Consider the following 22,982-nt stretch of genomic DNA (forward strand, 5'->3'; position numbering starts at 1 on the left):
GCCGCGCCAGGCCTCCGGAGACGGTGAGGAGTTCCCCGCCGTGAGCCCGGGCCCGGGCGGCGACACCGTCGAGGTCGTCCACCGCGAGGGCCAGCTCCCACTGCGGCGGGGTGGCCGGGGAAGATTCGACGAACGCGGCCCGGGCGGGCGGAGCGCCGGTCGTCATCCCGGTGTAGAAGCGCCGGGCGCGCTCGGGATCTTCGCAGGCCAGGACCATGTGATGAGGAACAGCCCCGGCCGGGGGCGATACCGGCCACCCGGCGAACCCCCGCGGCCGCCACAGGGAGAAGACCGCGCCCACCGGGTCGATCAGGGTGGCGATCCGGCCCTGGTCCCCCGCGTCGAAGGGCGGTACGAGGACCTGCGCACCGTTCTCCGCCGCCATGGCCGTACGGCGGTCCACGTCGTCGACGGCCAGGTAGTAGGCGACATGGGCGGGGAGCCCCGGCGGGTGGACGGGCTGCGCGAGGCCGCTGACGCCGCCGATGCGGTGGCCACCGGCGCAGAAGCTGACGGCCTTGCGCCAGTCCTCCTCGTCCACGGCGAAGTCCCAGCCCAGCACGGCGGAGAAGAAGTCGGCGGTGCCGGAGGGGTCGTGCGTCTTGAGGTCCATCCAGCAGAACTCGTCCATGGGGCCGTGCCCTGTCATCGTGTGCTCCTCGGGTGTCCTGGGACTGGATACCGGGCGCACGGACGTCTCCGCAAACGAGTTTCCCCCGTACGACGCGCAGTCCACGCGTCGTACGGGGCCGCCTACGACGCCCCGTACACCGCCTGCGGCACCTCCGCGTCCGCCAGCAGCCGTCGCACCGTCTCGCCGGCCTCGGCCGGGGACCTGCGGGCGCCCCGGTCGTCGGTGGGGCCGGGGCGCCAGCCCTCCATGACGGTGATGCGGCCCGCCTCGGCCTCGAAGACGCGGCCGGTCACCCCGTCGCTCGACACGGAGCCGAGCCAGACGACGAGGGGCGAGACGTTTCCGGGGGCCATCGCGTCGAACTGCCCCTTTCCCGGGGCCGCCATCGTCGCGGCGAAGGCCTGCTCGGTCATCCGGGTCCGGGCGGCCGGGGCGAGGGCGTTGACGTGGACTCCGTACCGGCCCAGTTCGGCCGCCGCGACCAGGGTGAGGGCCACGATCCCGGCCTTGGCGGCCGCGTAGTTGCCCTGGCCGACGCTGCCGAGGAGCCCGGCGCCGGAGCTGGTGTTGATCACCCGGGCGACGGGCGGGCGGCCCGCCTCGGCTTCACCGCGCCAGTGGGCGGCGGCGTGCTTCAGGGGCAGGAAGTGGCCCTTGAGGTGGACGCGCGTCACCGCGTCCCAGTCGTCCTCGTCCAGGTTGACGAGCATCCGGTCGCGCAGGAAGCCCGCGTTGTTGACGAGGGTGTCGAGGCGGCCGAAGGCGTCCAGGGCGGTGGTGACCAAGGAAGCGGCACCCTCGGTGGTGGCGATGTCGCCGTCGTGGACGACCGCTTCGCCGCCCCCGGCCACGATCTCCTCGACGACCCGGCGGGCGGGACCGCCCGAGCCGCCGTCGCCGCCGGGCCCGACGCCGAGGTCGTTGACGACGACCCGGGCCCCTTCGGCGGCGAAGGCGAGCGCATGAGCCCGGCCGAGGCCGCGTCCGGCGCCGGTGACGGCGACGACCCTGCCCGCGCAGAGCCGTCCGGTGGTGGGTGTGGTCATCGCATCTCCCGTTCGCGTGGGCCCGGTTGGCGGGCAGAGGTGTGACTGCTACCGTCCACCTAACAAATGTTTGGTGGAAAGGTAGCTGATCCTCCGATGACTGTCTCCACCGCGCGTCCGGCCGATGCCGAGGGCGTCCGCGTCGTCACCGTCGACCATCCACCCGTCAACGCCCTCCCCGTACAGGGCTGGTACGACCTGGCCGACGCAGTCCGGGCCGCGGGCCGCGACCCGGAGGTTCGCTGCGTCGTCCTGGCCGCCGCCGGGCGCGGCTTCAACGCCGGTGTCGACATCAAGGAGCTGCAGCGCGACCCGGGGAGCGCGGCCCTGATCGGCGTCAGCCGGGGCTGCGCGGAGGCGTTCGAGGCCGTGTACGCGTGCGAGGTCCCGGTCGTCGCGGCGGTGCAGGGGTTCTGCCTCGGGGGCGGTGTCGGCCTCGTCGGGAACGCCGACGCGATCGTGGCGAGCGAGGACGCCGTCTTCGGCCTGCCGGAGCTGGACCGGGGCGCGCTCGGGGCGGCGACCCATCTGGCCCGGCTGGTCCCGCAGCACCTGATGCGGACGCTGTACTACACCTCGCGCACGGTGACGGCGGCCGAGCTGCTGGCCCACGGCTCGGTCTGGCGGGTCGTCCCGCCGGGCGAACTGCTGAGTGCCGCCGTGGAGTTGGCGGCCGAGATCGCCCGTAAGGACGGACACCTGCTGCGGCTGGCCAAGGCCGCGCTCAACGGCATCGACCCCGTCGACGTACGGCGCAGCTACCGCTTCGAGCAGGGATTCACCTTCGAGGCGAGCCTGGCGGGGACGGCCGACCGGGTCCGCTCGGCCTTCGGCAAGGAGGCCTGAGGCATGACCGTTCCGCCGCCTGCGCGCGACAAGACCATGGCGCCCGACGAGGTGGCCGCCCGGCTGCACAGCGGCATGACGATCGGCATCGGCGGCTGGGGGTCGCGCCGCAAACCCATGGCCCTGGTGAGGGCGTTGCTCAGGTCGCCCGTCACCGATCTGACGGTGATCTCCTACGGTGGCCCGGACGTCGGGCTGCTCGCCGCCGCGGGCCGGATCTCCCGCCTGGTCACGGCGTTCGTGACGCTCGACTCCATCCCGCTGGAGCCGCACTACCGGGCGGCCCGGCAGCGCGGGGCGTTCGCGCTGACGGAGATCGACGAGGCGATGTTCATGTGGGGGCTGCACGCGGCCGCCAACCGGCTGCCGTTCCTGCCGGTGCGGGCGGGGCTCGGCTCCGACGTGATGCGGGTCAACCCCGAGCTGCGCACGGTGACGTCACCGTACGAGGACGGCGAGGAGTTCGTCGCGGTGCCGGCCCTGCGGATGGACGCGGCGCTGGTCCACATGAACCGGGCGGACCGGCTGGGCAACGGGCAGTACCTGGGCCCCGACCCGTACTTCGACGACCTGTTCTGCGAGGCGGCGGACACGGCGTACGTCTCCTGCGAACGCCTGGTGGAGACGACGGAGCTGACGGGGGATTCCGGCGCGGCCCCGCAGACCCTCCTGATCCGGCGGCACTCCGTGACGGGGGTGGCCGAGACGCCGGGCGGCGCGCACTTCACCTCGTGCGCTCCCGACCATCCGCGCGACGAGCCGTTCCAGAAGGCATACGCGGCAGCCGCGGCGGATCCGGCGGCCTGGGCGGAGTTCAGCGCGCGTTTCCTGCCTCCGGACGGCGACGAGAAGGGCTACCGGCAGTCGGTCCGCACCTGGCACGAGGAGCAGAAATGAACCCACCCGGCACTGTTGCCGCGACCCGTGCCGAATACTGCGTGATCGCCTGCGCGGAGGCCTGGCGCGGCGACGGCGAGGTGCTGGCCAGTCCGATGGGGACGGTCCCGTCCGTCGGCGCGCGGCTGGCCCGGCTGACCTTCGCCCCCGAACTGCTGCTCACGGACGGCGAGGCGACGATCGTCGGCCCGGGCGGTGAGGCGGAGGGCTGGCTCCCCTACCGCAGGCACCTCACCCTGGTCACCGGCGGACGACGGCACGTGATGATGGGCGCGAGCCAGATCGACCGGTTCGGCAACCAGAACATCTCCTGCATCGGCGACTGGGAGCAGCCCGCCCGCCAGCTCCTGGGGGTCCGCGGCGCGCCCGTCAACACGCTGAACAACCCGGTGAGTTACTGGATCCCCCGGCACTCGCCCCGGGTCTTCGTCGAGCGGGTCGACATGGTCTGCGGGGTCGGTTACGACCGGGCCGTGGCGGCGGGCCCCTCCGCCACGCGCTTCCACCGCATCCCCCGGGTCGTCAGCGATCTCGGGGTCTTCGACTTCGCGACCCCGGACCGCTCGATGCGGCTGGTCTCGGTCCACCCGGGCGTCACGGTGGAGATGGTCCAGGAAGCGACGGGCTTCCCCCTGACCGTCCCCGCCGACGTCCCGTACAGCCGCGGCCCCACCCCCGCCGAACTCGCCCTGATCCGCGAGGTCGTCGACCCGGCGGGAACCCGGGACCGCGAGGTGCGGCCCTGATGCGCACGGCGCTCACGGAGCTCGTAGGGGTGCGGCATCCGATCGTGCAGACGGGGATGGGGTGGGTCTCCGGCCCCCGCCTGGTCACCGCGACCGCGCGAGCCGGGGCGCTCGGCATTCTGGCCGCCGCGACGATGACACCGGACCGACTGCGGTCCGCGGTACGGGAGGTGAGGTCGCGGACGGACGCCCCGTTCGGGGTGAACCTGCGGGCGGACGCCGAGGACGCGCGGGAGCGGGTGCGGATCGTCGTCGAGGAGGGGGTACGGGTGGCGTCGTTCGCGCTCGCCCCGACGAAGGAGCTCATCACGGAGCTGAAGGACGCGGGCGTGGTGGTCGTCCCGTCGGTGGGGGCCCGGCGGCATGCGGAGAAGGTCGCGGCGTGGGGCGCGGACGCGGTGATCGTGCAGGGCGGCGAGGGCGGCGGCCACACGGGGAACGTGGCGACGACGGTGCTGCTGCCCCAGGTGGTCGACGCGGTGGACATCCCGGTGATCGCGGCGGGCGGCTTCCACGACGGGCGGGGGCTGGTCGCGGCGCTGGCGTACGGGGCGGCGGGCGTGGCGATGGGAACCAGGTTCCTGCTGACCTCGGACTCGACGGTGCCGGACGCGGTGAAGGCCCGCTATCTGGCGGCCACGGTCGAGGACATCACCCTGACGACCGCCGTGGACGGACTCCCGCACCGGATGCTCCGTACGGAGATGGTGGCCGCGCTGGAGGGGGCGGGGCGGCTGCGCTCCCTGGCGACGGCGGTGCGCCGGGCGTCCCGCTTCCGCCGGATCGCCGAGCTGAGCTGGCCCGGGATGGTGCGGGACGGGCTGGCGCTGCGGCACGGCGAGGGGCTGACATGGAGCCAGGTGCTGGTGGCGGCGAACACGCCGATGCTGCTGAAGGCGTCCATGGTGGACGGCCGCACGGACGTGGGCATCATGGCGTCGGGCCAGGTGGCGGCCCTGATCGAGGACCTGCCGAGCGTGGCGGAGCTGGTGGCCCGGATCATGGCGGAGGCGGACGGGACCCTGGCGGCCCTGCCCGGCCGTTAGGGCCTGTGCCCGGCCGTGCCCGCACATCCCCTCCCGGGCGGCGTGATCCAGCCCGTCCGGCGCTTGAGGGCCGGGGCCCGGGGCGCAGCCCCGAAGGGCCCCGCCCCGGTCGCCCGCCACCGGGGGGGTGTCCTCGATCGCCGGACGGGCCCGGGTTGCCGCCCTACGCGGCCCGACGCCCCCGCGCCGGGGCGCCCGAGCGACCCGCACCGGAGCGACCCGCGCCGCGGGCCTCGCCACCGGCACGCGAGGCGCCGCCGGAACGACCCGCGCCCCCGGCCTGGGCACCGCCGCCCGCACCCGCACCCGCGCCGGTCCCACGCCGTCCCCGTCCCCGGCTCCCGGAGCGCACCGCGCCCCCGCCGGAGCCGGCCGAACCAGAACCGCCCGACCGGGTCCGCTGCTTCGGCGGAGTCGGCTGCGGGACCTCGACGACGATCGCGACCCCGGAGGGCTCACGGGCCCCCGTGATCCGGGTCAGCTCCTCGTCGCTGGAGGTGACCCGCGTGGTGCGCGGCGCGATGCCCGCGTCCTGCATCAGCCGGGTCATCTCCCGCTTCTCCTCGGGCAGCACCAGCGTGACGACGCTGCCGGACTCCCCGGCGCGCGCCGTGCGCCCGCCGCGGTGGAGGTAGTCCTTGTGGTCGGTGGGCGGGTCCACGTTGACGACGAGGTCGAGGTCGTCGACGTGGATGCCACGGGCCGCCACGTTCGTCGCGACGAGCGCGGTGACCTGGCCGTTCTTGAACTGGTCCAGGGTCCGGTTGCGCTGCGGCTGGGAGCGCCCGCCGTGCAGGGCGGCCGCCCGTACACCGCTGGCGAGCAGCCGCTTGGCGAAGCGGTCGGCGGCGCGCTTGGTGTCGACGAACATGATCACGCGACCCTCGCGGGCGGCGATCTTCGTGGCGACGGCCTTCTTGTCCGTCTCGTCCATCACATGGAGCACGTGGTGCTCCATCGTGGTGACCGCACCGGCGGACGGGTCGACGGAGTGGACGACCGGGTCGGTGAGGAACATCTTGACGAGGCGGTCGATGTTCTTGTCCAGGGTGGCGGAGAACAGCATCCGCTGCCCGTCCGCCTCGACCTGCTTGAGCAGGGCCACGACCTGGGGCATGAAGCCCATGTCGGCCATCTGGTCGGCCTCGTCGAGGACGGTGATGGAGACCTCGTCCAGTCGGCAGTCGCCGCGCTCGATGAGGTCCTTGAGCCGGCCCGGGGTGGCGACGAGGACTTCGGCACCGCGGCGCAGGGTGGCGGACTGCTTGGTGATCGACATACCGCCGACGACCGTGGCCATCCGCAGGTTCACGGCCGTCGCGTACGGCGTCAGCGCGTCGGTGACCTGCTGGGCCAGCTCACGCGTGGGGACGAGGACCATGGCCAGCGGGGCGCGCGGCTCGCTGCGGCGGCCGGCGGTACGGGCGAGCAGGGCCAGGCCGAAGGCGAGGGTCTTGCCGGAGCCGGTGCGGCCACGGCCGAGGATGTCCCGGCCGGCCAGCGAGTTCGGCAGGGTGGCGCCCTGGATCGGGAACGGCTCGGTGACGCCCTGCGCGGCGAGGGTCTTCAGCAGGGCGGTCGGCATGTCGAGGTCCGCGAAGGCCTCGACGGCGGGCAGTGCGGGGGTCACCATCTCCGGCAGGGCGAACTCTCCCTGCGGCGGGGTGGCGCGGCGGCGGGCCGGGGCCTTGCCGCGGGCGGCGGAGCCGCCGCGGGGGTTGGACGCCGCCTGCGCGGTCGCGCCCTGGCCGCGGCCACGGGCCGGGCGGGAGCGGGGGGTGCGGTCCTGGCGTTCGAAACGAGTCATACGGAATTGCCCTCCTGGGGGATTCCTGGGCAACTACGGATTCGGATCACAGCCGATATGCTTGTCCTACCGCTTGTTGTGCGCCCCCAGGATGCGCGCACAAAGCGGGTTGTTTCTCGAACAGCACAAACCGGGGCCCGCACCTTCACGGTGCGGGCCCCGGTCAGAGAGGTACGCGTCGCGGCAATTAGGCCGGGACGATGTTCTCCGCCTGCGGGCCCTTCTGGCCCTGCGTGACGTCGAAGGAGACCTTCTGGCCCTCCTGGAGCTCACGGAAGCCCTGGGTGGCGATGTTGGAGTAGTGGGCGAAGACGTCGGCGCCGCCGCCGTCCTGCTCGATGAAGCCGAAGCCCTTTTCCGAGTTGAACCACTTCACGGTTCCAGTAGCCATGTCATTCTCCTAAAAGAGGTGCAGTGCCGAGAATCCGCACTTTACGGATTCCAAGTCGCCGCATTGAGCCCCATCCGGAGAAAGCCGGAAAACAATAAAGCGCCTGAGGAAGCATTCCCGTCAGGCGCACATAAAGTTCATGGGTACCAAAACTGCAACGGGAACACCGTAGCACGTCCTCTCCTCGCGCGGCGTGACGCACCCCACCGCGCGAGGGAAAACCTGGCTGACCAGAAGGGGTACGGCCGGTGTCCGCCGGGAGCCGGCGCCCGAGGCGCCAGGGGGCGTCAGAGGCGTCAGAGGCGTCAGAGGCGCTCGACGATGGTGACGTTGGCCTGTCCGCCGCCCTCGCACATGGTCTGGAGCCCGTAGCGGCCCCCGGTGCGTTCCAGTTCGTGCAGGAGCGTGGTCATCAGCTTGGCGCCGGTCGCGCCGAGCGGGTGGCCGAGCGCGATGGCCCCGCCGTTGACGTTGACGCGCTCGGGGTCGGCACGGGTCTCCCTCAGCCAGGCGAGGACGACCGGGGCGAAGGCCTCGTTGATCTCGACGAGGTCGATGGCGTCGATGGTGAGGCCGGTCTTCCTCAGGGCGTACGCGGTGGCGGGGATCGGCGCGGAGAGCATCCGGATCGGGTCCTCGCCCCGTACGGAGAGGTGGTGGATCCGGGCACGCGGGGTCAGGTCGTGTTCGGTGACGGCCCGCTCGGAGGCGATGAGCAGGGCGGCGGCCCCGTCGGAGACCTGCGAGGAGCAGGCGGCGGTGATCGTGCCACCGGGCAGGACGGGGCTGAGTGCGGCCATCTTCTCCGGGGTCGTGTCGCGACGCGGCCCTTCGTCCACGGTGACGTCCCCGTACGCGACCGTCTCGCGGGTGAAGCGCCCCTCGTCGATGGCGCGGACGGCGCGGCGGTGGGAGGTGAGGGCGAACTCCTCCATGTCCCGGCGGCTGATGTCCCACTTCTCGGCGATCAGCTGGGCGCCGTGGAACTGGTTGACGGGCGCGTCGCCGTAGCGGGCGCGCCAGCCCTCGCTGCCCGCGTACGGGCCCTCGGTGAGGCCGAGGGGTTCGGCGGCCTGGCGGGAGGCGAAGGCGATGGGGATCTGGGTCATGTTCTGGGTGCCGCCGGCGACGACGAGGTCCTGGGTGCCGGAGAGGATGCCCTGGGCCGCGAAGTGGAGGGCCTGCTGGGAGGAGCCGCACTGCCGGTCGACGGTGACGCCGGGCACCTCATCGGGCAGCCCGGCCGCCAGCCACGACGTACGGGCGATGTCCCCGGCCTGCGGTCCGACGGTGTCCAGGCAGCCGAAGACGACGTCCTCCACGGCCGCCGGATCGACGCCGGAGCGGGCGATGAGTTCCTTCAGGACGTGCGCGCCGAGGTCGGCGGGGTGGACGGCCCCGAGGCCTCCCCCGCGCCGCCCGACGGGTGTCCGTACCGCTTCGACGATGTAGGCCTCGGCCATGGCTGCTGCTCCTCGAGGTGGCTAGATGCGCAGGGCGATCCCGTCCAGCACCATCGAGAGGTACTGGCGGGCGATCTCTTCGGGGCTGTGGTGTCCGCCGGGCCGGTACCACGAGGCCGCGACCCAGACGGTGTCGCGGACGAAGCGGTAGGTGAGGCGGATGTCCAGGTCGTCGCGGAAGGCGCCTTCGGCGACGCCTCGTTCCAGCGTGCCGAGCCAGGCCTTCTCGAACTTCGCCTGCGAGTCGGTGAGGTAGGCGAAGCGGGGCTGGGTGGCGAGGTGCCTGGACTCCTTCTGGTAGATCGCGACGGCGGGGCGGTGCCGGTCGATCTCCCGGAAGGACTCGGTGACCAGTGCCTCGATGGTCTCGCGGGGGCCCAGTCCCGCCGCCAGGACGGCGTCGTAGCCCTGCCAGAGCTCGTCGAGGAAGGTGGAGAGGATCTCGTCGATCATCGATTCCTTGGAATCGAAGTGGTAGTAGAGGCTGCCGGCGAGCATCCCCGCCTCGTCCGCGATGCGGCGGACGGTGGTGGCGTTGTATCCCTGGGCGGCGAAGACCTCGGCGGCGGTGGCGAGGAGTTCGCGGCGCCGTTCTGGGGTGGGGGTCACCTGGGGCTTCTTCTTGGTAGGCACCCGCCCATTGTCCGCCCGCGGCCTGAGTGTTCACGCATGCTGGCTGCTGACGGCGACGACCTCACCGGTCATGTAGGACGAGTAGCCGCTGGCCAGGAAGACGATCACGTTGGCGATCTCCCAGGGCTCGGCGTACCGACCGAAGGCCTCCTTCTCCGTCAGCTCGGCGAGCAGCTCGGCAGAGGTGACCTTGGCCAGGTGGGGGTGCATGGCGAGGCTGGGGGCGACGGCGTTGACGCGTACGCCGTAGTCGGCCGCTTCGAGCGCGGCACAGCGGGTGAGGGCCATGACGCCGGCCTTGGCGGCGGCGTAGTGGGCCTGGCCGCGCTGGGCGCGCCAGCCGACGACGGAGGCGTTGTTGACGACGACTCCCCCGGTGCCGGCCGCCTTGAGGGAGCGCAGGGCGGCGCGGGTGCAGCGGAAGGTGCCGTTCAGGGTGACGCCGAGGATCTTCGTCCACTGGTCGTCGGTCATCTCGGTGAGCTCGGCGGTGCCGCCGAGGCCCGCGTTGTTGACGACGATGTCGAGGCCGCCGTGGGCGTGTTCGGCATGGGCGAAGAGAGCCTGCACCTGGTCCTCGTCGGTGACGTCGCAGGTCAGTGCGGTGACGCGGTCGCGGCCGAACTCCTCGGCGAGGGCGCGCCCACTTGCCTCCAGCCGCCGGGCGTGGGCGTCGCCGATGACGACGCGGGCACCCTCCTCCAGGAAGCGGCGGGCGGTGGCGCCGCCGATCCCGGCTCCGGCGGCGGCGGTGACGACGGCGGTGCGGCCGGTCAGCAGCCCGTGGCCCGGCAGGTAGTCCGGTGTGCTCATCGGCCCGTCCCCCTCCTCCTCGACGGTGCTTGAGCCGTACGTTAACCTACCAAACACTTGTTAGGGAACGGCCTCACGGAAGGCAGGCCCCATGGATCTGGCGCAGACAGCACGGACCGAGGCACTGCGGGCCGAGGCGCGGGAGTGGCTGCGCGCCCGTGTGCCCGCCCGGCCGCTCCCCTCCCTGGAGACGGCGGACGGGTTCGCCGCGCACCGGGACTGGGAGGCGGAGCTGTACGCGGACGGGTGGTCGGCGGTCACCTGGCCCGAGGAGTACGGGGGCCGGGGCGCGGACCTCTTCGGATGGCTGGCGTTCGAGGAGGAATACTGGGCGGCGAACGCTCCCGGCCGGGTCTCGCAGAACGGGATCAGCCTCCTCGCCCCGACCCTCTTCGACCACGGCACCGCCGAGCAGCGGGCCCAGGCGCTGCCCCCGATGGCGAGCGGCGAGGTGATCTGGGCGCAGGCCTGGTCGGAGCCGGAGGCCGGGTCGGACCTGGCGGCACTGCGGTCGCGGGCGGAGCGGACGGAGGGCGGCTGGCTGCTGTCGGGCCAGAAGACGTGGTCCTCACGGGCGGCGTTCGCGGACCGGGCGTTCGGGATCTTCCGCACGGGCCCGGGGGCCGTGGGGCCGCACCAGGGACTGACGTACCTGATGTTCGGGCTGCGGGCGCCAGGGGTCACGGTCCGCCCGATCGGGCGGCTGGACGGGAAGCCCGCGTTCGCCGAGATCTTCCTGGACGAGGTCTTCGTACCGGACGAGGACGTCATCGGGGAGCCGGGCCAGGGCTGGCGCATCGCCATGTCGGCCACCGGCAACGAGCGCGGCCTCACCCTCCGCTCCCCCGGCCGCTTCCTGGCGGCCGCCGACCGGCTGGCGGCCCTGTGGCGCGAGGCGGGTGACCCGGAGGACACCGCCGTACGGGACCGGGTGGCGGACGCGGTGATCGGTGCGCGGGCGTACCGGCTGTTCACGGCCGCTTCGGCGTCGCGGTTCGCGGCGGGGGCGGCGCTCGGGGCGGAGTCGAGCCTGAACAAGGTGTTCTGGTCCCGTTACGACATCGCGCTGCACGAGACCGCGCTCGATCTGCTCGGCCCGGACGCGGAGGCGGCGGACGGAGCATGGTCGGAGGGGTACGTCTTCGCGCTGGCGGGGCCCGTCTACGCGGGGACGAACGAGATCCAGCGCGACATCATCGCCGAGCGGCTGCTGGGCCTGCCGAAGGGACGGCGCTGATGCGTTTCCTCCTGGACGACGGGCAGCGGGAGTTCGCCCGCTCGCTGGACGCGCTGCTGGCGGCCGCCGGCACGCCCTCGGTCGTACGGGCGTGGGCCGCCGGGGACCACGCGCCGGGGCTGGTCCTGTGGCGGCGGCTCGCGGACGCGGGCGTGTTCGCGCTGGCGGTCCCGGAGGCGTACGGGGGTGTCGGCCCGCTCCCGGTGGAGACGGCCGTGGCGTGCGTGGAGCTGGGGCGTCACGGGGTGCCGGGTCCGGTGGTGGAGAGCGTGGCGGCGGGGCTGCTGCTGGGCCGGGCGGGAGGTCCGGCGGCCAAGGAGTGGCTGCCGAGGATCGCGTCCGGTACGGCGGTGGTGTCGCTGGTCCTGGAGGGGCACGGGCCGTACGCGCTGGACGCGGATGTGGCGGACGCGGTGTTCACGGTGGCCGGGGACGAGCTGCGGCTCACGGCGGGGGCCGGGGGCGGGCTACGGTTCGCGGCAAGGAAGCCGACGCGTTCGATGGACCCGGCGCGGCGGCTGTTCCGCCCCGAGGCGGGCGGCGAGGTGGCGGCGGACGGGCCGAGGGTGCGCGAGGCTGCCCGGGCGGCGGGCACCTGGGCCACCTTCGCGACGGCGGCCCAGGCACTCGGCTGCGGCGAGGAGTTGCTGCGGGCGACGGTGGCGTACGTGAAGCAGCGCACCCAGTTCGGGGTGCCCGTCGGCTCGTTCCAGGCCGTCAAGCACCGCCTCGCGGACACCCTGCTCGGCCTGGAGTTCGCGCGCCCGCTGCTGTACGGGGCGGCGGTGGAGCTGGCCGAGGGGGCACCCGGCGCCGGGGCGGCGGTCGCGGCGGCGAAGGTGGCGGCGGGCGAGGCCGGGTACGCGGCGGCCCGCACCGCGCTGCAGCTGCACGGCGCGGTGGGGTACACCGAGGAGCTGGACCTGGCGTGGTGGCTGCGCCGGGCCCGGCCGCTGCGGGACGCGTGGGGGACACCGTCGGCCTGCCGGGCGCGGGTGCTGGCGGGGTGAACGGCCCTGGGCCTAGGTCACCTCGGCCCAGGGGTGCCGTCACTTCCGGCGTACCGTACGCAGCGGCTGCCCGGGCCGCCAGGACCGGACGACCAGGGCGTCGCCGTCCAGCCCGGTGCGGACCGCCTCGGTCAGCTCCGCCCGGAAGAGGTGGAACGGCTCGGGCGGGGTGGCGTCCTCGACGAAGCGGGCGAGGAACGCCGGGTCGGTGATCTCCACGGCCCGGCCGCTGACGCGGACATCCCCGTCGTTCATCTCGGCGTCGGGCCCCGGGTTGGCGTGGAGGGAGAAGCGCGGGTCGCGGCGCAGGTCCAGGGCCTTGCGGGAGTCCGGCATCATGCCGAGCAGCAGCTCGCCGAAGCGGAAGTCGGCCTCCAGGCCGGTGACGCGGGGCGAGCCGTCCTTCCGGAGCGTGGCGAGGACGTGGTGCTTGTAGAGCTGGAAGCGCCGGCGGACGGTGTCGGCGAAGACGGGCTCGGCGGCGGCGAAGCCACTCCATGAAAGGGGTGAGGAAGACGTCATGGGCGCCATCGAACACCCGATATCCGACACCTTCTGTCCGGTATCGCCGACCGCCTCCGACCGCTCACACGTCCGAGAACGTGATGACCACCGCCTGGCCCATCGTCCGCAGCACCCCGGGCGATCCGCCCTCGGCGAGCACCGCGTCGTAGCGGTCGAGCCGGATGTCCGTGGAGTCGAGCACGGCCCCGTCGTCCAGGGAGAGGGCCAGCGCCGCCCCGCCCGGGGGTGCCATCAGCCGTACGGTGCCGCAGACCACGGCGGTCTCCGCCCGCGTACGCCCCCTGCGGTACATGACGTTCAGGTTGACGACGGGGCCGGACAGCAGGAAGCCCTCGGTGGGTCGGTCGCCGGGGAAGTCGTGCGGCCACAGCGGCTCGTCGACGATGTGGTGCTCACCGCCGACGACGAGGTCCATGCCCGCGCCCTCGACAACGGTCAGGGTGCGGTCGACGCCCGGGAAGACGGAGAACGGCCCGTCGGCGGTGACGTCGGCGAGGCTCACCCGCCAGTCGAACGCGTCGGTTCCTCCGGGAGCCGTCGCCACCTCGCGGGTGAGCCCGCCGCCGTTCTTCCAGGGGACGGGCGTGCGGTCGGCGGCGCGCAGAACCTGGGCGGTCATCGGACGATCCCCTGGGCCTCGGCGGCGGTCAGCCAGTGCGGGAACTCCCCGACCAGTCGGTCGTACAGTGCGGCGTCCGGGACCTTTCGGGGGTCGAGGCCCGCGTGGAAGTACCCGGCGTTGTCCACGGCCCGCTTCGCGGGGACGGCCAGCTCGTCCAGCTTGCGCAGGAAGTCGAACTGGGTGCTGCGGGTGTCGCCGAAGCCGACGAACTGCCAGAACAGCGGCAGCTTCGCGGCCTTGCAGAGGTAGCGCTCGGCGGCGAGCTTGCTGGTGGGCCCGCCGTCCGTCTGGAAGACGACCAGGGCGGGGTCGGTGGAGCCGCTGTCGAGGTAGTGGTCGATGACCTCGTCCATCGCGACGTGGTAGTTCGTCCGGCCCATGTGTCCGAGGTTCGCCACGATCTTGTCGATGATCCCGTGATGGTCGCTCAGCCCGGCCTCCCCGAACCCGTCGATGTCGGTCGAGAAGAAGAGGACGGGGACGCGTCCGTCGTCGTCGAGGTGGGCCGAGAGACCCAGCACCCGGTCGGCCAGCGCCTGGACGGTGCCGTCCTTGTAGTAGTCCCGCATCGAGCCGGAGTGGTCGAGGACCAGGTAGACCGCCGCCCGCCGGCCGTTCAGTCCGTGCTTCTCCAGTGAGACCCCGGCGCTCTTGTAGAGGCTGACGAGGCCGGGAGCCGTCTCCCGCACCTTCTCCAGGCTGATGGCCGGGCCGGTGGCAGCCGCCGTGTTCACGCCGTGCATGGCGCCCCCCTTGTGCGGTCCGCGCTCTGCGGACTTGAAGCCTAGGCCACAGCGATGCCCCCGGCTCCGGAGTCTGCGGCACCCGTTCGCTATCTTGATCGCCGCCGCCCACACCGGCCCTTGCAGCACACTCCCAGTGAAGGAGCCGGTCATGGAGGCCGCCGCCACCACGTGTTACCGCCATCCGTCGTACGAGACGTATGTCCGCTGCACCCGCTGCGAGCGCGCCATCTGCCCGGACTGCATGCGCGAGGCCGCGGTGGGTTTCCACTGCGGCGAGTGCGTGAAGGAGGGGCAGCGCTCGGTGCGGCGGGCCCGGACCGTGTTCGGCGGTGCGGTGTCCGGGGCGACGGCACCCGTGGTGACGTACGTCCTGATGGCGCTGAACATCCTGGCCTACCTCGGCGAGGTGGTGCGGCCCGAGATCGTGGACCGGTTCGCGGTGCTCGGTGCCGCGCTGACCGGGCCGGACGGGGAGCGGTACTACTACCGGGGCGAGACGTTCGCCGGGTACGAGCTGACCGGCATCGCGGACGGCGAGTGGTACCGGCTGGTGACGGGGACCTTTCTGCATCTGCCGCCGGACGCCTCGTTCGGGGTGATGCACCTGCTGTTCAACATGTTCGCGCTGTGGAACATCGGCCGGATGGTGGAGGGGCAGCTCGGCCGGGCCCGTCATCTGGCGCTGTATCTGCTGTCGGCGGTGGGCGGTTCCGTCGTGGTGTATCTGCTGGCCCCGGACACCTCCACCGTCGGCGCCTCCGGTGCGGTCTTCGGGCTGGCCGCCTCGTACTGGGTGATCAACCGGCGGCTCGGCCGGGACATGGCGGCGGTCAACCGGTTCATGGCCGGGTTCCTGCTCTGGATGGTGCTCTCGGCCCTGTTCACCTCGTGGCAGGGCCACCTGGGCGGGCTGCTGACCGGGGCGCTGGTGACGTACGGGATCGCCTACGCGCCGGCGAAGCTGCGGACCTGGCCGGTGCAGCTCGCGGGCGGGGTGGTGCTGGTGGGCCTGTTCGCGGTGGCGGTGGTGGTGAAGACCTCCGCGCTGACCGGCTGAGCCGCCTGGACGGCCCGACCCCGGACGCGCCACGGCGCCCGCTGGTGTCCGGTCGGGGACAGGCAGGCGCCGCGTTCAGTTCCGTACGCCGTTGTACGGGACGTTTCCGGGGGCTCACCCCCGGGCCGTGTGGCCCAGGGGGAACCCGGGTCGTGCTCAGACCAGCAGGGACCGGTCCGTCGGGCGGATCGGGGCCGGCAGGGCGCTGGTCCCGGTCAGGAAGCGGTCCACGCCGCGGGCGGCGGAGCGGCCCTCGGCGATCGCCCAGACGATCAGTGACTGGCCGCGGCCCGCGTCACCGGCGACGTAGACGCCGTCGACGTTGGTCGCGTAGTCCTCGTCGCGGGCGATGTTGCCCCGCTGGTCGAGCTCCAGGCCGAACTGCTGGACCAGACCGTTGGACTGGTCGGTTCCGGTGAAGCCCATGGCGAGGGTGACGAGCTGCGCGGGGATGCGCCGCTCCGTGCCGGGCTTCTGCTCCAGCTTACCGTCCTTGAACTCGACCTCGACCAGGTGGAGGGCCGCGACGTTCCCGTCCTCGTCGCCCTCGAAGTGGGTGGTGGAGACGGAGTAGACCCGCTCGCCGCCCTCCTCGTGCGCGGAGGTGACCTTGTAGAGCATCGGGAAGGTCGGCCACGGCTGGTTCGGGTTCCGCTCCTCGCCCGGCTTCGGCATGATCTCCAGCTGGGTGACGGAGGCCGCGCCCTGGCGGTGGGCGGTGCCCACGCAGTCGGCGCCGGTGTCGCCGCCGCCGATGACGACGACGTGCTTGCCGCCGGCGTGGATCGGGGCGACCGTGAGGTCGCCCTCCTGCACCTTGTTGGCGAGCGGGAGGTACTCCATCGCGAAGTGGATGCCGCCCAGCTCACGGCCGGGGACCGGCAGGTCGCGGGAGACGGTGGCACCGGCCGCGATGACGACCGCGTCGTAGCGGCGGCGGAGCTTGGCGGCGTCGATGTCCTTGCCGATCTCCACCTCCGTACGGAACTTGGTGCCCTCCAGGCGCATCTGCTCGATGCGGCGGTTGATGTGCGACTTCTCCATCTTGAACTCGGGGATGCCGTAGCGGAGGAGGCCCCCGATGCGGTCCGCGCGCTCGTAGACGGCGACGGTGTGGCCGGCCCGGGTCAGCTGCTGGGCGGCGGCGAGACCCGCCGGACCCGAGCCGATGACCGCGACGGTCTTGCCGGAGAGGCGCTCGGGCGGCTGCGGGGTGACGTCGCCGCTGTCCCACGCCTTGTCGATGATGGAGACCTCGACGTTCTTGATGGTGACGGCCGGCTGGTTGATGCCGAGCACGCACGCCGACTCGCAGGGGGCCGGGCAGAGCCGCCCGGTGAACTCCGGGAAGTTGTTCGTGGCGTGCAGCCGCTCGGAGGCGGCGGTCCAGTCCCCGCGGTAGGCGTAGTCGTTCCACTCGGGGATGAGGTTTCCGAGCGGACAGCCGTTGTGGCAGAACGGGATGCCGCAGTCCATGCAGCGGCCGGCCTGCTTGCTGATGATCGGGAGCAGCGAGCCCTGGACGTAGACCTCGTTCCAGTCCTTGACGCGCTCGGCCACGGGGCGGGTCTGGGCGACCTCGCGTCCGGTGGTCAGGAAGCCCTTGGGGTCAGCCATTGGTCGCCGCCTCCATCATCTTCTCGGTGGTCTCCTGCTCGGAGAGACCGGCGAGCTCAGCGGCGTCCTTGGCGGCGAGCACTGCCTTGTACGTGGACGGGATGATCTTGCTGAAGCGGGACGCGCCGCCGACGGCGCTGTCCCACTCGGCGAGGAGCTTCTCGGCGACCGTGGAGCCGGTCTCCTCGTGGTGGCGGCGCACGACGTCGTGCAGCCACTGCCGGTCGGTGTCCGTGAGCTCCTCGATCGCGCCGAGGTTGCCCACGTTGACGTTGTCGCGGTTCAGGTCGATGACGTACGCGACACCGCCCGACATACCCGCGGCGAAGTTGCGTCCGGTCTCGCCGAGGACGACGGCGTGGCCGCCGGTCATGTACTCGCAGCCGTGGTCGCCCACGCCTTCGGAGACGACGGTCGCGCCGGAGTTGCGGACGCAGAAGCGTTCGCCGGTGCGGCCGCGGAGGAAGAGTTCACCTCCGGTGGCGCCGTAGCCGATGGTGTTGCCGGCGATGGTGCTGTACTCGGCGAGGTGGTCGGCGCCCCGGTCCGGGCGGACGACGACGCGGCCGCCGGAGAGGCCCTTGCCGACGTAGTCGTTGGCGTCGCCCTCCAGGCGCAGGGTGACCCCACGCGGGAGGAAGGCTCCGAACGACTGGCCGGCCGAGCCGGTGAAGGTGATGTCGATGGTGTTCTCGGGCAGGCCCGCACCGCCGAACTTCTTGGTCACCTCGTGGCCGAGCATGGTGCCGACGGTCCGGTTGATGTTGCGGATCGCGACCTGGGCCCGGACCGGCTGGGCGGCCTCGGGGCTGTCGGCGCCGAGCGCGTCGGCCGCCAGCTTGATCAGCTGGTTGTCGAGCGCCTTCGTCAGACCGTGGTCCTGCTCGACGATCCGGTGGCGGACCGCGCCCTCGGGCAGCTCGGGGACGTAGAAGAGCGGAGCCAGGTCCAGACCCTGCGCCTTCCAGTGGGTGACGGCCCGGTCCGTGTCGAGGAGCTCGGCGTGGCCGACGGCCTCCTCGATGGTGCGGAAGCCCAGCTCGGCGAGGATCTCGCGGACCTCTTCGGCGATGAACTCGAAGAAGTTGACGACGTACTCGGCCTTGCCGGAGAACCGGTCGCGGAGGACCGGGTTCTGGGTGGCGATGCCGACCGGGCAGGTGTCCAGGTGGCAGACGCGCATCATGACGCAGCCGGAGACGACGAGCGGCGCGGTCGCGAATCCGAACTCCTCGGCGCCCAGCAGTGCGGCGATGACGACGTCGCGGCCGGTCTTGAGCTGGCCGTCGGTCTGCACGACGATGCGGTCGCGCAGGCCGTTGAGCAGCAGGGTCTGCTGGGTCTCGGCGAGGCCGAGCTCCCAGGGGCCGCCCGCGTGCTTGAGGGAGGTGAGCGGGGAGGCGCCCGTTCCGCCGTCGTGGCCGGAGATGAGGACGACGTCCGCGTGCGCCTTGGAGACTCCGGCGGCGACCGTGCCGACGCCGACCTCGGAGACCAGCTTCACGTGGATCCGCGCCTGCGGGTTCGCGTTCTTCAGGTCGTGGATCAGCTGGGCGAGGTCTTCGATGGAGTAGATGTCGTGATGCGGCGGCGGCGAGATGAGGCCGACGCCGGGCGTCGAGTGACGCGTCTTGGCGACCCACGGGTAGACCTTGTGGCCGGGCAGCTGGCCGCCCTCGCCGGGCTTGGCGCCCTGCGCCATCTTGATCTGGATGTCGTCCGCGTTGACCAGGTACTCGCTGGTCACACCGAAGCGGCCGGAGGCGACCTGCTTGATGGACGAGCGGCGCGCCGGGTCGTAGAGGCGGTCGGCGTCCTCGCCGCCCTCGCCGGTGTTGGACTTGCCGCCGAGCTGGTTCATCGCGATGGCGAGCGTCTCGTGCGCCTCACGGGAGATGGAGCCGTACGACATGGCGCCGGTGGAGAACCGCTTGACGATCTCGGAGGCGGGCTCGACCTCGTCGATGGGAATCGGCTCGCGGCCGGAGTCGAAGCCGAAGAGGCCGCGGAGCGTCATGAGGCGCTCGGACTGCTCGTTCACCCGGTCCGTGTACTGCTTGAAGATGTCGTAGCGCCGGTTGCGGGTGGCGTGCTGGAGGCGGAAGACCGTCTCCGGGTCGAACAGGTGCGGCTCTCCCTCCCGACGCCACTGGTACTCGCCGCCGATCTCCAGCGCGCGGTGCGAGGCCGCGATGCCGGAGGCGGGGTACGCCTTGGTGTGCCGGGCGGCGACCTCCTTGGCGACGACGTCCAGGCCGGCGCCGCCGATCTTGGTGGCGGTGCCGTTGAAGTACGTCGCGACGAAGGCCTCGTCCAGGCCGACGGCCTCGAAGACCTGGGCGCCGCGGTAGGAGGCGACGGTGGAGATGCCCATCTTGGACATGACCTTGAGGACGCCCTTGCCGAGCGCGTAGATCAGGTTCCGGATGGCCTGCTCGGCCTCGATGTTCTCGATGAACGTGCCGGCGCGGACCAGGTCCTCGACGGACTCCATCGCGAGGTACGGGTTGACCGCGGCGGCGCCGTAACCGATGAGCAGGGCGACGTGGTGGACCTCGCGGACGTCCCCGGCCTCGACCAGCAGGCCCACCTGGGTGCGCTGCTTGGTGCGGATGAGGTGGTGGTGGACGGCGGAGGTGAGCAGCAGCGAGGGGATCGGGGCGTGCTCGGCGTCGGAGTGCCGGTCGGAGAGGACGATGAGGCGGGCACCGTCCTCTATGGCGGCGTCGACCTCGGTGCAGATCTCCTCGATCCGGGCGGCCAGGGCGTCGCCGCCGCCGCCGACCCGGTAGAGACCGGCGAGGGTGGCGGCCTTCATGCCCGGCATGTCGCCGTCGGCGTTGATGTGTATCAGCTTGGCGAGCTCGTCGTTGTCGATCACCGGGAAGGGCAGCGTGACGCTGCGACAGGCCGCGGCGGTCGGCTCCAGGATGTTGCCCTGGGGGCCGAGCGAGGAGCGCAGCGAGGTGACGAGCTCCTCGCGGATGGCGTCCAGCGGCGGGTTGGTGACCTGGGCGAAGAGCTGGGTGAAGTAGTCGAAGAGCAGCCGGGGGCGCTCGGAGAGCGCGGCGATCGGCGAGTCGGTGCCCATGGAGCCGAGCGGCTCACCGGCGGTGCGGGCCATCGGGGCGAGGATGACGCGGAGCTCTTCCTCGGTGTAGCCGAAGGTCTGCTGGCGACGGGTGACCGAGGCGTGGGTGTGCACGATGTGCTCGCGCTCGGGCAGGTCGCTCAGCTCGATCTCGCCGGTCCGCAGCCACTCCTGGTACGGCTGCTCGGCGGCGAGGGACGCCTTGATCTCGTCGTCCTCGATGATGCGGTGCTCGGCGGTGTCGACGAGGAACATCTTGCCGGGCTGGAGGCGGCCCTTGCGGACGACCTTCGCCGGGTCGATGTCCAGGACGCCGACCTCGGAGGAGAGCACGACGAGGCCGTCGTCGGTGACCCAGTATCGGCCGGGGCGCAGACCGTTGCGGTCGAGGACCGCGCCGACCTGGACGCCGTCGGTGAAGGTGACGCAGGCCGGCCCGTCCCAGGGCTCCATCATCGTGGCGTGGTACTGGTAGAACGCGCGCCGGGCCGGGTCCATGGAGTCGTGGTTCTCCCACGCCTCGGGGACCATCATCAGCACCGAGTGCGGCAGCGAGCGCCCGCCGAGGTGGAGCAGCTCCAGGACCTCGTCGAAGGAGGCGGAGTCGGAGGCGTCCGGGGTGCAGACGGGGAAGATCCGGTCCAGCTGCTCGGAGCCGAAGAGGCTGGAGGCGAGCTGGGACTCGCGGGCCTTCATCCAGTTGCGGTTGCCCTTGACCGTGTTGATCTCGCCGTTGTGCGCGACGAAGCGGTACGGGTGGGCCAGCGGCCAGCTCGGGAAGGTGTTGGTCGAGAAGCGGGAGTGGACCAGCGCGACCGTGGAGGCGAAGCGGCGGTCGGAGAGGTCCGGGAAGAACGGCTCCAGCTGCCCGGTGGTGAGCATGCCCTTGTAGACGATGGTGCGGGCGGAGAGCGAGGGGAAGTACACCCCGGCCTCACGCTCGGCACGCTTGCGCAGGACGAACGCCTTGCGGTCCAGGACGATGCCGGTGGACTCGCCGTCGGCCACGAAGACCTGGCGGAACGTGGGCATGGTGGCGCGGGCGCCGTTGCCGAGGAGTGCGGGGGCGACCGGGACGTCGCGCCAGCCGAGGACCGTCAGGCCCTCCTGCGTGGCGATCTCCTCGATGGTGCGGACGGCCTCGGTGGAGCCGTCGGCGGGGAGGAAGGCGATGCCCACGGCGTAGGCGCCGGCCTCGGGGAGCTCGAAAGGGGTCTCGGCGCGGAGGAACGCGTCGGGGACCTGGCACAGGATGCCGGCACCGTCGCCGGAGTCGGGCTCGGAGCCGGTGGCGCCGCGGTGCTCGAGGTTGCGCAGTACGGTCAGCGCCTGCTCGACCAGCTCATGGCTGGCCACACCGGTCAGAGTGGCCACGAACCCGACGCCACAGGCGTCGTGCTCGTTACGGGGGTCGTACATCCCCTGCTGGGCGGGGCGACCGTCCATGGGCGACCAGGCGTCGATACGCATCGGCTCTCCCGTCGTCGTCGTGGCATTTGCGGTGCCGAGGGACGACGTTGGCCCTCTGCGAAATTTCGTGCAGGTTACATGATGGGGCGCTTCTCAAGAAGCGGAAGGCTTGTTCCAACATGCGGACACCGTGGTGACCGGAAGTGACTGGGTGACCAGAGGTGACCGGCTGACCAGGGGGTGGGTCGCAGTCGGAACGATCGGCGCCCGGGGACCCGCAGAGAGCAGGCGTCGTTGCCTGCGGTGCCTACGGCTCATGCCCGGTGGCAAAGGAATCGAAACCACCGAGTAACGGCTACTTATGTGTAGCCCTGCATAGAGTCTCATTTTACGGCCGCCAGGCCCGTTCCGCCCAGGGGGCGGTGCCAAGACGTACGTCACACGGGTTGCCGCACGGTTGCGCCGTTCGGGCGCTCCCGTCACGCCGTCCGTCGGCCGATCCTCGCCTCGCGTCAGCCGACGGCCACACCGAACAGGGTGCCGAGTCCGTACGTCAGTGCCGCCGCCGCACCACCGAGGGAGAGCTGCCGCAGCCCGCTGAACCACCAGCTGCGGGCCGTCACCCGGGCCACCACCGCGCCGCAGCCGAAGAGGCCGAGCAGGGCGAGGATCACCGAGGGCCACAGGCCGCTCGCCCCGAGCAGGTAGGGCAGGACGGGCAGGAGGGCTCCGAGCGCGAAGGCGCCGAAGGAGGAGACGGCGGCCACGAGCGGAGAGGGCAGGTCGTTCGGGTCGATACCGAGCTCCTCGCGGGCGTGGATCTCCAGCGCCTGCTCCGGGTCGCGCGAGAGCTGCCGGGCCACCTCGCCGGCCAGCGGGGCGTCGACCCCCCGGGCCTCGTAGAGCGCGGCGAGCTCGGCCATCTCGTCCTCGGGGTGTTTACGCAGCTCCCGGCGCTCGACGGCCAGCTCGGCCTCGACCAGGTCGCGCTGGGAGGCGACGGAGGTGTACTCACCGGCCGCCATGGAGAACGCACCGGCGGCCAGTCCCGCGAGCCCCGTGATCACGATGGTCTGCTGGGAGACCGCACCGCCCGCGACACCGGCCATCAGGGCGAAATTGGAGACCAGACCGTCCATGGCACCGAAGACGGCGGGGCGCAGCCAGCCGCCGTTCACATCCCGGTGGGTGTGGTTGTCCCGGTGCGCCTCGTGCAGGACGGCGTCGGTCTCGATGATGGCCACGGTCTGCGTCTCCCCTGCTCCCCCGGCGGGCCGCGTGAGCCCCACCAGGCGGTATCCGTATAACTTTCGACAAAGTCCAAGGTACGCCGGACGGGCGACCT

General features: G+C 72.1%; 19 protein-coding genes and 1 pseudogene. 7 read left to right on the forward strand and 13 right to left on the reverse strand.

The annotated features are described in order from the left end of the window. Positions 1-340 precede the first annotated feature (340 nt). Positions 341-649, reverse strand: a pseudogene (locus ABZ154_RS06445) (VOC family protein); the annotation flags it as partial. A 104-nt stretch (positions 650-753) separates the two neighbouring features. Continuing rightward, the gene (locus ABZ154_RS06450) at positions 754-1,680 is read right to left on the reverse strand and encodes an SDR family oxidoreductase (RefSeq protein WP_356829624.1); all 927 of its coding nucleotides are present in this window, start codon (positions 1,678-1,680) and stop codon (positions 754-756) included. 96 nt (positions 1,681-1,776) lie between these two features. Between ABZ154_RS06450 and ABZ154_RS06455 the strand changes: the two genes are divergently transcribed. From ABZ154_RS06455 to ABZ154_RS06470, 4 genes are read left to right on the forward strand one after another with little or no spacing between them, the layout of a single operon-like run. After that, positions 1,777-2,526 carry an enoyl-CoA hydratase family protein gene (locus ABZ154_RS06455; protein ID WP_356829626.1) on the forward strand — a complete coding sequence of 250 codons (750 nt, stop codon included), beginning with the start codon at positions 1,777-1,779 and terminating at the stop codon, positions 2,524-2,526. 3 nt (positions 2,527-2,529) lie between these two features. Beyond that, on the forward strand, positions 2,530-3,423 hold the full coding sequence (locus ABZ154_RS06460; protein WP_356829628.1) for a CoA-transferase: 894 nt from the start codon (positions 2,530-2,532) through the stop codon (positions 3,421-3,423). After that, complete coding sequence (locus tag ABZ154_RS06465; RefSeq protein ID WP_356829630.1) at positions 3,420-4,169, forward strand: CoA-transferase; 750 nt, start codon at positions 3,420-3,422, stop codon at positions 4,167-4,169. The genes ABZ154_RS06460 and ABZ154_RS06465 overlap by 4 nt, the downstream gene beginning before the upstream one ends. Next, a complete protein-coding gene (locus ABZ154_RS06470; protein ID WP_356829632.1) occupies positions 4,169-5,215 on the forward strand; it encodes a nitronate monooxygenase in 1,047 nt (348 codons plus the stop codon). Before ABZ154_RS06465 ends, ABZ154_RS06470 begins: the two co-directional genes overlap by 1 nt. Positions 5,216-5,378: 163 nt before the next feature. On the opposite strand, the gene ABZ154_RS06475 is transcribed toward ABZ154_RS06470, so the two are convergent. The 5 genes from ABZ154_RS06475 to ABZ154_RS06495 form a co-directional block, all read right to left on the reverse strand. Next, a complete protein-coding gene (locus ABZ154_RS06475) occupies positions 5,379-7,022 on the reverse strand; it encodes a DEAD/DEAH box helicase (RefSeq protein ID WP_356829634.1) in 1,644 nt (547 codons plus the stop codon). Positions 7,023-7,209: 187 nt separating this feature from the next. After that, the gene (locus ABZ154_RS06480) at positions 7,210-7,413 is read right to left on the reverse strand and encodes a cold-shock protein (protein WP_015607926.1); all 204 of its coding nucleotides are present in this window, start codon (positions 7,411-7,413) and stop codon (positions 7,210-7,212) included. 305 nt (positions 7,414-7,718) lie between these two features. Beyond that, positions 7,719-8,876, reverse strand: a complete 1,158-nt coding sequence (locus tag ABZ154_RS06485; RefSeq protein ID WP_356829635.1) for an acetyl-CoA C-acetyltransferase — start codon at positions 8,874-8,876, stop codon at positions 7,719-7,721. 21 nt (positions 8,877-8,897) lie between these two features. Continuing rightward, positions 8,898-9,509, reverse strand: a complete 612-nt coding sequence (locus ABZ154_RS06490) for a TetR/AcrR family transcriptional regulator (protein ID WP_356829637.1) — start codon at positions 9,507-9,509, stop codon at positions 8,898-8,900. Between the two features lie 30 nt (positions 9,510-9,539). Beyond that, entirely contained in the window at positions 9,540-10,322 is a 783-nt protein-coding gene (locus ABZ154_RS06495) for an SDR family oxidoreductase (protein WP_356829639.1), read from the reverse strand. A 91-nt stretch (positions 10,323-10,413) separates the two neighbouring features. Between ABZ154_RS06495 and ABZ154_RS06500 the strand changes: the two genes are divergently transcribed. Together ABZ154_RS06500 and ABZ154_RS06505 are read left to right on the forward strand one after the other, a co-directional pair. Then, positions 10,414-11,559, forward strand: coding sequence for an acyl-CoA dehydrogenase family protein (locus ABZ154_RS06500; protein ID WP_356829641.1), 1,146 nt, complete (start codon positions 10,414-10,416; stop codon positions 11,557-11,559). Continuing rightward, positions 11,559-12,569, forward strand: coding sequence for an acyl-CoA dehydrogenase family protein (locus ABZ154_RS06505; protein WP_356829643.1), 1,011 nt, complete (start codon positions 11,559-11,561; stop codon positions 12,567-12,569). The genes ABZ154_RS06500 and ABZ154_RS06505 overlap by 1 nt, the downstream gene beginning before the upstream one ends. 39 nt (positions 12,570-12,608) lie before the next feature. Here ABZ154_RS06505 and ABZ154_RS06510 read toward each other — a convergent pair whose 3' ends face one another. The 3 genes from ABZ154_RS06510 to ABZ154_RS06520 all read right to left on the reverse strand — a co-directional run bounded on the left by ABZ154_RS06510 (position 12,609) and on the right by ABZ154_RS06520 (position 14,459). After that, entirely contained in the window at positions 12,609-13,091 is a 483-nt protein-coding gene (locus tag ABZ154_RS06510) for a pyridoxamine 5'-phosphate oxidase family protein (protein WP_356829645.1), read from the reverse strand. A gap of 64 nt (positions 13,092-13,155) precedes the next feature. Further along, positions 13,156-13,713, reverse strand: a complete 558-nt coding sequence (locus ABZ154_RS06515) for a HutD family protein (RefSeq protein WP_356829647.1) — start codon at positions 13,711-13,713, stop codon at positions 13,156-13,158. Continuing rightward, positions 13,710-14,459: a VWA domain-containing protein gene (locus ABZ154_RS06520; RefSeq protein ID WP_356829649.1), complete on the reverse strand. Its 750-nt coding sequence runs from the start codon at positions 14,457-14,459 to the stop codon at positions 13,710-13,712. Before ABZ154_RS06520 ends, ABZ154_RS06515 begins: the two co-directional genes overlap by 4 nt. 151 nt (positions 14,460-14,610) lie before the next feature. Here ABZ154_RS06520 and ABZ154_RS06525 point away from each other — a divergent pair, with 151 nt between their 5' ends. Next, positions 14,611-15,519: a rhomboid family intramembrane serine protease gene (locus ABZ154_RS06525; RefSeq protein ID WP_356829651.1), complete on the forward strand. Its 909-nt coding sequence runs from the start codon at positions 14,611-14,613 to the stop codon at positions 15,517-15,519. Positions 15,520-15,675: 156 nt separating this feature from the next. Here ABZ154_RS06525 and ABZ154_RS06530 read toward each other — a convergent pair whose 3' ends face one another. The 3 genes from ABZ154_RS06530 to ABZ154_RS06540 form a co-directional block, all read right to left on the reverse strand. Then, the gene (locus ABZ154_RS06530; protein WP_356829653.1) at positions 15,676-17,136 is read right to left on the reverse strand and encodes a glutamate synthase subunit beta; all 1,461 of its coding nucleotides are present in this window, start codon (positions 17,134-17,136) and stop codon (positions 15,676-15,678) included. Further along, a complete protein-coding gene (gltB, locus tag ABZ154_RS06535; protein ID WP_356829655.1) occupies positions 17,129-21,697 on the reverse strand; it encodes a glutamate synthase large subunit in 4,569 nt (1,522 codons plus the stop codon). Before gltB ends, ABZ154_RS06530 begins: the two co-directional genes overlap by 8 nt. 452 nt (positions 21,698-22,149) lie before the next feature. Next, complete coding sequence (locus ABZ154_RS06540; protein WP_356829656.1) at positions 22,150-22,881, reverse strand: VIT1/CCC1 transporter family protein; 732 nt, start codon at positions 22,879-22,881, stop codon at positions 22,150-22,152. Positions 22,882-22,982: the final 101 nt, after the last annotated feature.

Source organism: Streptomyces sp. NPDC006261, from assembly GCF_040613515.1.
GTDB lineage: Bacteria > Actinomycetota > Actinomycetes > Streptomycetales > Streptomycetaceae > Streptomyces.

What these genes read in the sequence shown, in the direction of transcription:
- ABZ154_RS06450 (WP_356829624.1), bottom strand. Translation starts at nt 1,680, where the DNA reads ATGACCACACCCACCACCGGACGGCTCTGCGCGGGCAGGGTCGTCGCC.
- ABZ154_RS06460 (WP_356829628.1), top strand. Translation starts at nt 2,530, where the DNA reads ATGACCGTTCCGCCGCCTGCGCGCGACAAGACCATGGCGCCCGACGAG.
- ABZ154_RS06470 (WP_356829632.1), top strand. Translation starts at nt 4,169, where the DNA reads ATGCGCACGGCGCTCACGGAGCTCGTAGGGGTGCGGCATCCGATCGTG.
- ABZ154_RS06495 (WP_356829639.1), bottom strand. Translation starts at nt 10,322, where the DNA reads ATGAGCACACCGGACTACCTGCCGGGCCACGGGCTGCTGACCGGCCGC.
- ABZ154_RS06530 (WP_356829653.1), bottom strand. Translation starts at nt 17,136, where the DNA reads ATGGCTGACCCCAAGGGCTTCCTGACCACCGGACGCGAGGTCGCCCAG.
- ABZ154_RS06510 (WP_356829645.1), bottom strand. Translation starts at nt 13,091, where the DNA reads ATGACGTCTTCCTCACCCCTTTCATGGAGTGGCTTCGCCGCCGCCGAG.
- ABZ154_RS06475 (WP_356829634.1), bottom strand. Translation starts at nt 7,022, where the DNA reads ATGACTCGTTTCGAACGCCAGGACCGCACCCCCCGCTCCCGCCCGGCC.
- ABZ154_RS06520 (WP_356829649.1), bottom strand. Translation starts at nt 14,459, where the DNA reads ATGCACGGCGTGAACACGGCGGCTGCCACCGGCCCGGCCATCAGCCTG.
- gltB (WP_356829655.1), bottom strand. Translation starts at nt 21,697, where the DNA reads ATGCGTATCGACGCCTGGTCGCCCATGGACGGTCGCCCCGCCCAGCAG.
- ABZ154_RS06505 (WP_356829643.1), top strand. Translation starts at nt 11,559, where the DNA reads ATGCGTTTCCTCCTGGACGACGGGCAGCGGGAGTTCGCCCGCTCGCTG.
- ABZ154_RS06525 (WP_356829651.1), top strand. Translation starts at nt 14,611, where the DNA reads ATGGAGGCCGCCGCCACCACGTGTTACCGCCATCCGTCGTACGAGACG.
- ABZ154_RS06500 (WP_356829641.1), top strand. Translation starts at nt 10,414, where the DNA reads ATGGATCTGGCGCAGACAGCACGGACCGAGGCACTGCGGGCCGAGGCG.
- ABZ154_RS06455 (WP_356829626.1), top strand. Translation starts at nt 1,777, where the DNA reads ATGACTGTCTCCACCGCGCGTCCGGCCGATGCCGAGGGCGTCCGCGTC.
- ABZ154_RS06485 (WP_356829635.1), bottom strand. Translation starts at nt 8,876, where the DNA reads ATGGCCGAGGCCTACATCGTCGAAGCGGTACGGACACCCGTCGGGCGG.
- ABZ154_RS06465 (WP_356829630.1), top strand. Translation starts at nt 3,420, where the DNA reads ATGAACCCACCCGGCACTGTTGCCGCGACCCGTGCCGAATACTGCGTG.
- ABZ154_RS06515 (WP_356829647.1), bottom strand. Translation starts at nt 13,713, where the DNA reads ATGACCGCCCAGGTTCTGCGCGCCGCCGACCGCACGCCCGTCCCCTGG.
- ABZ154_RS06480 (WP_015607926.1), bottom strand. Translation starts at nt 7,413, where the DNA reads ATGGCTACTGGAACCGTGAAGTGGTTCAACTCGGAAAAGGGCTTCGGC.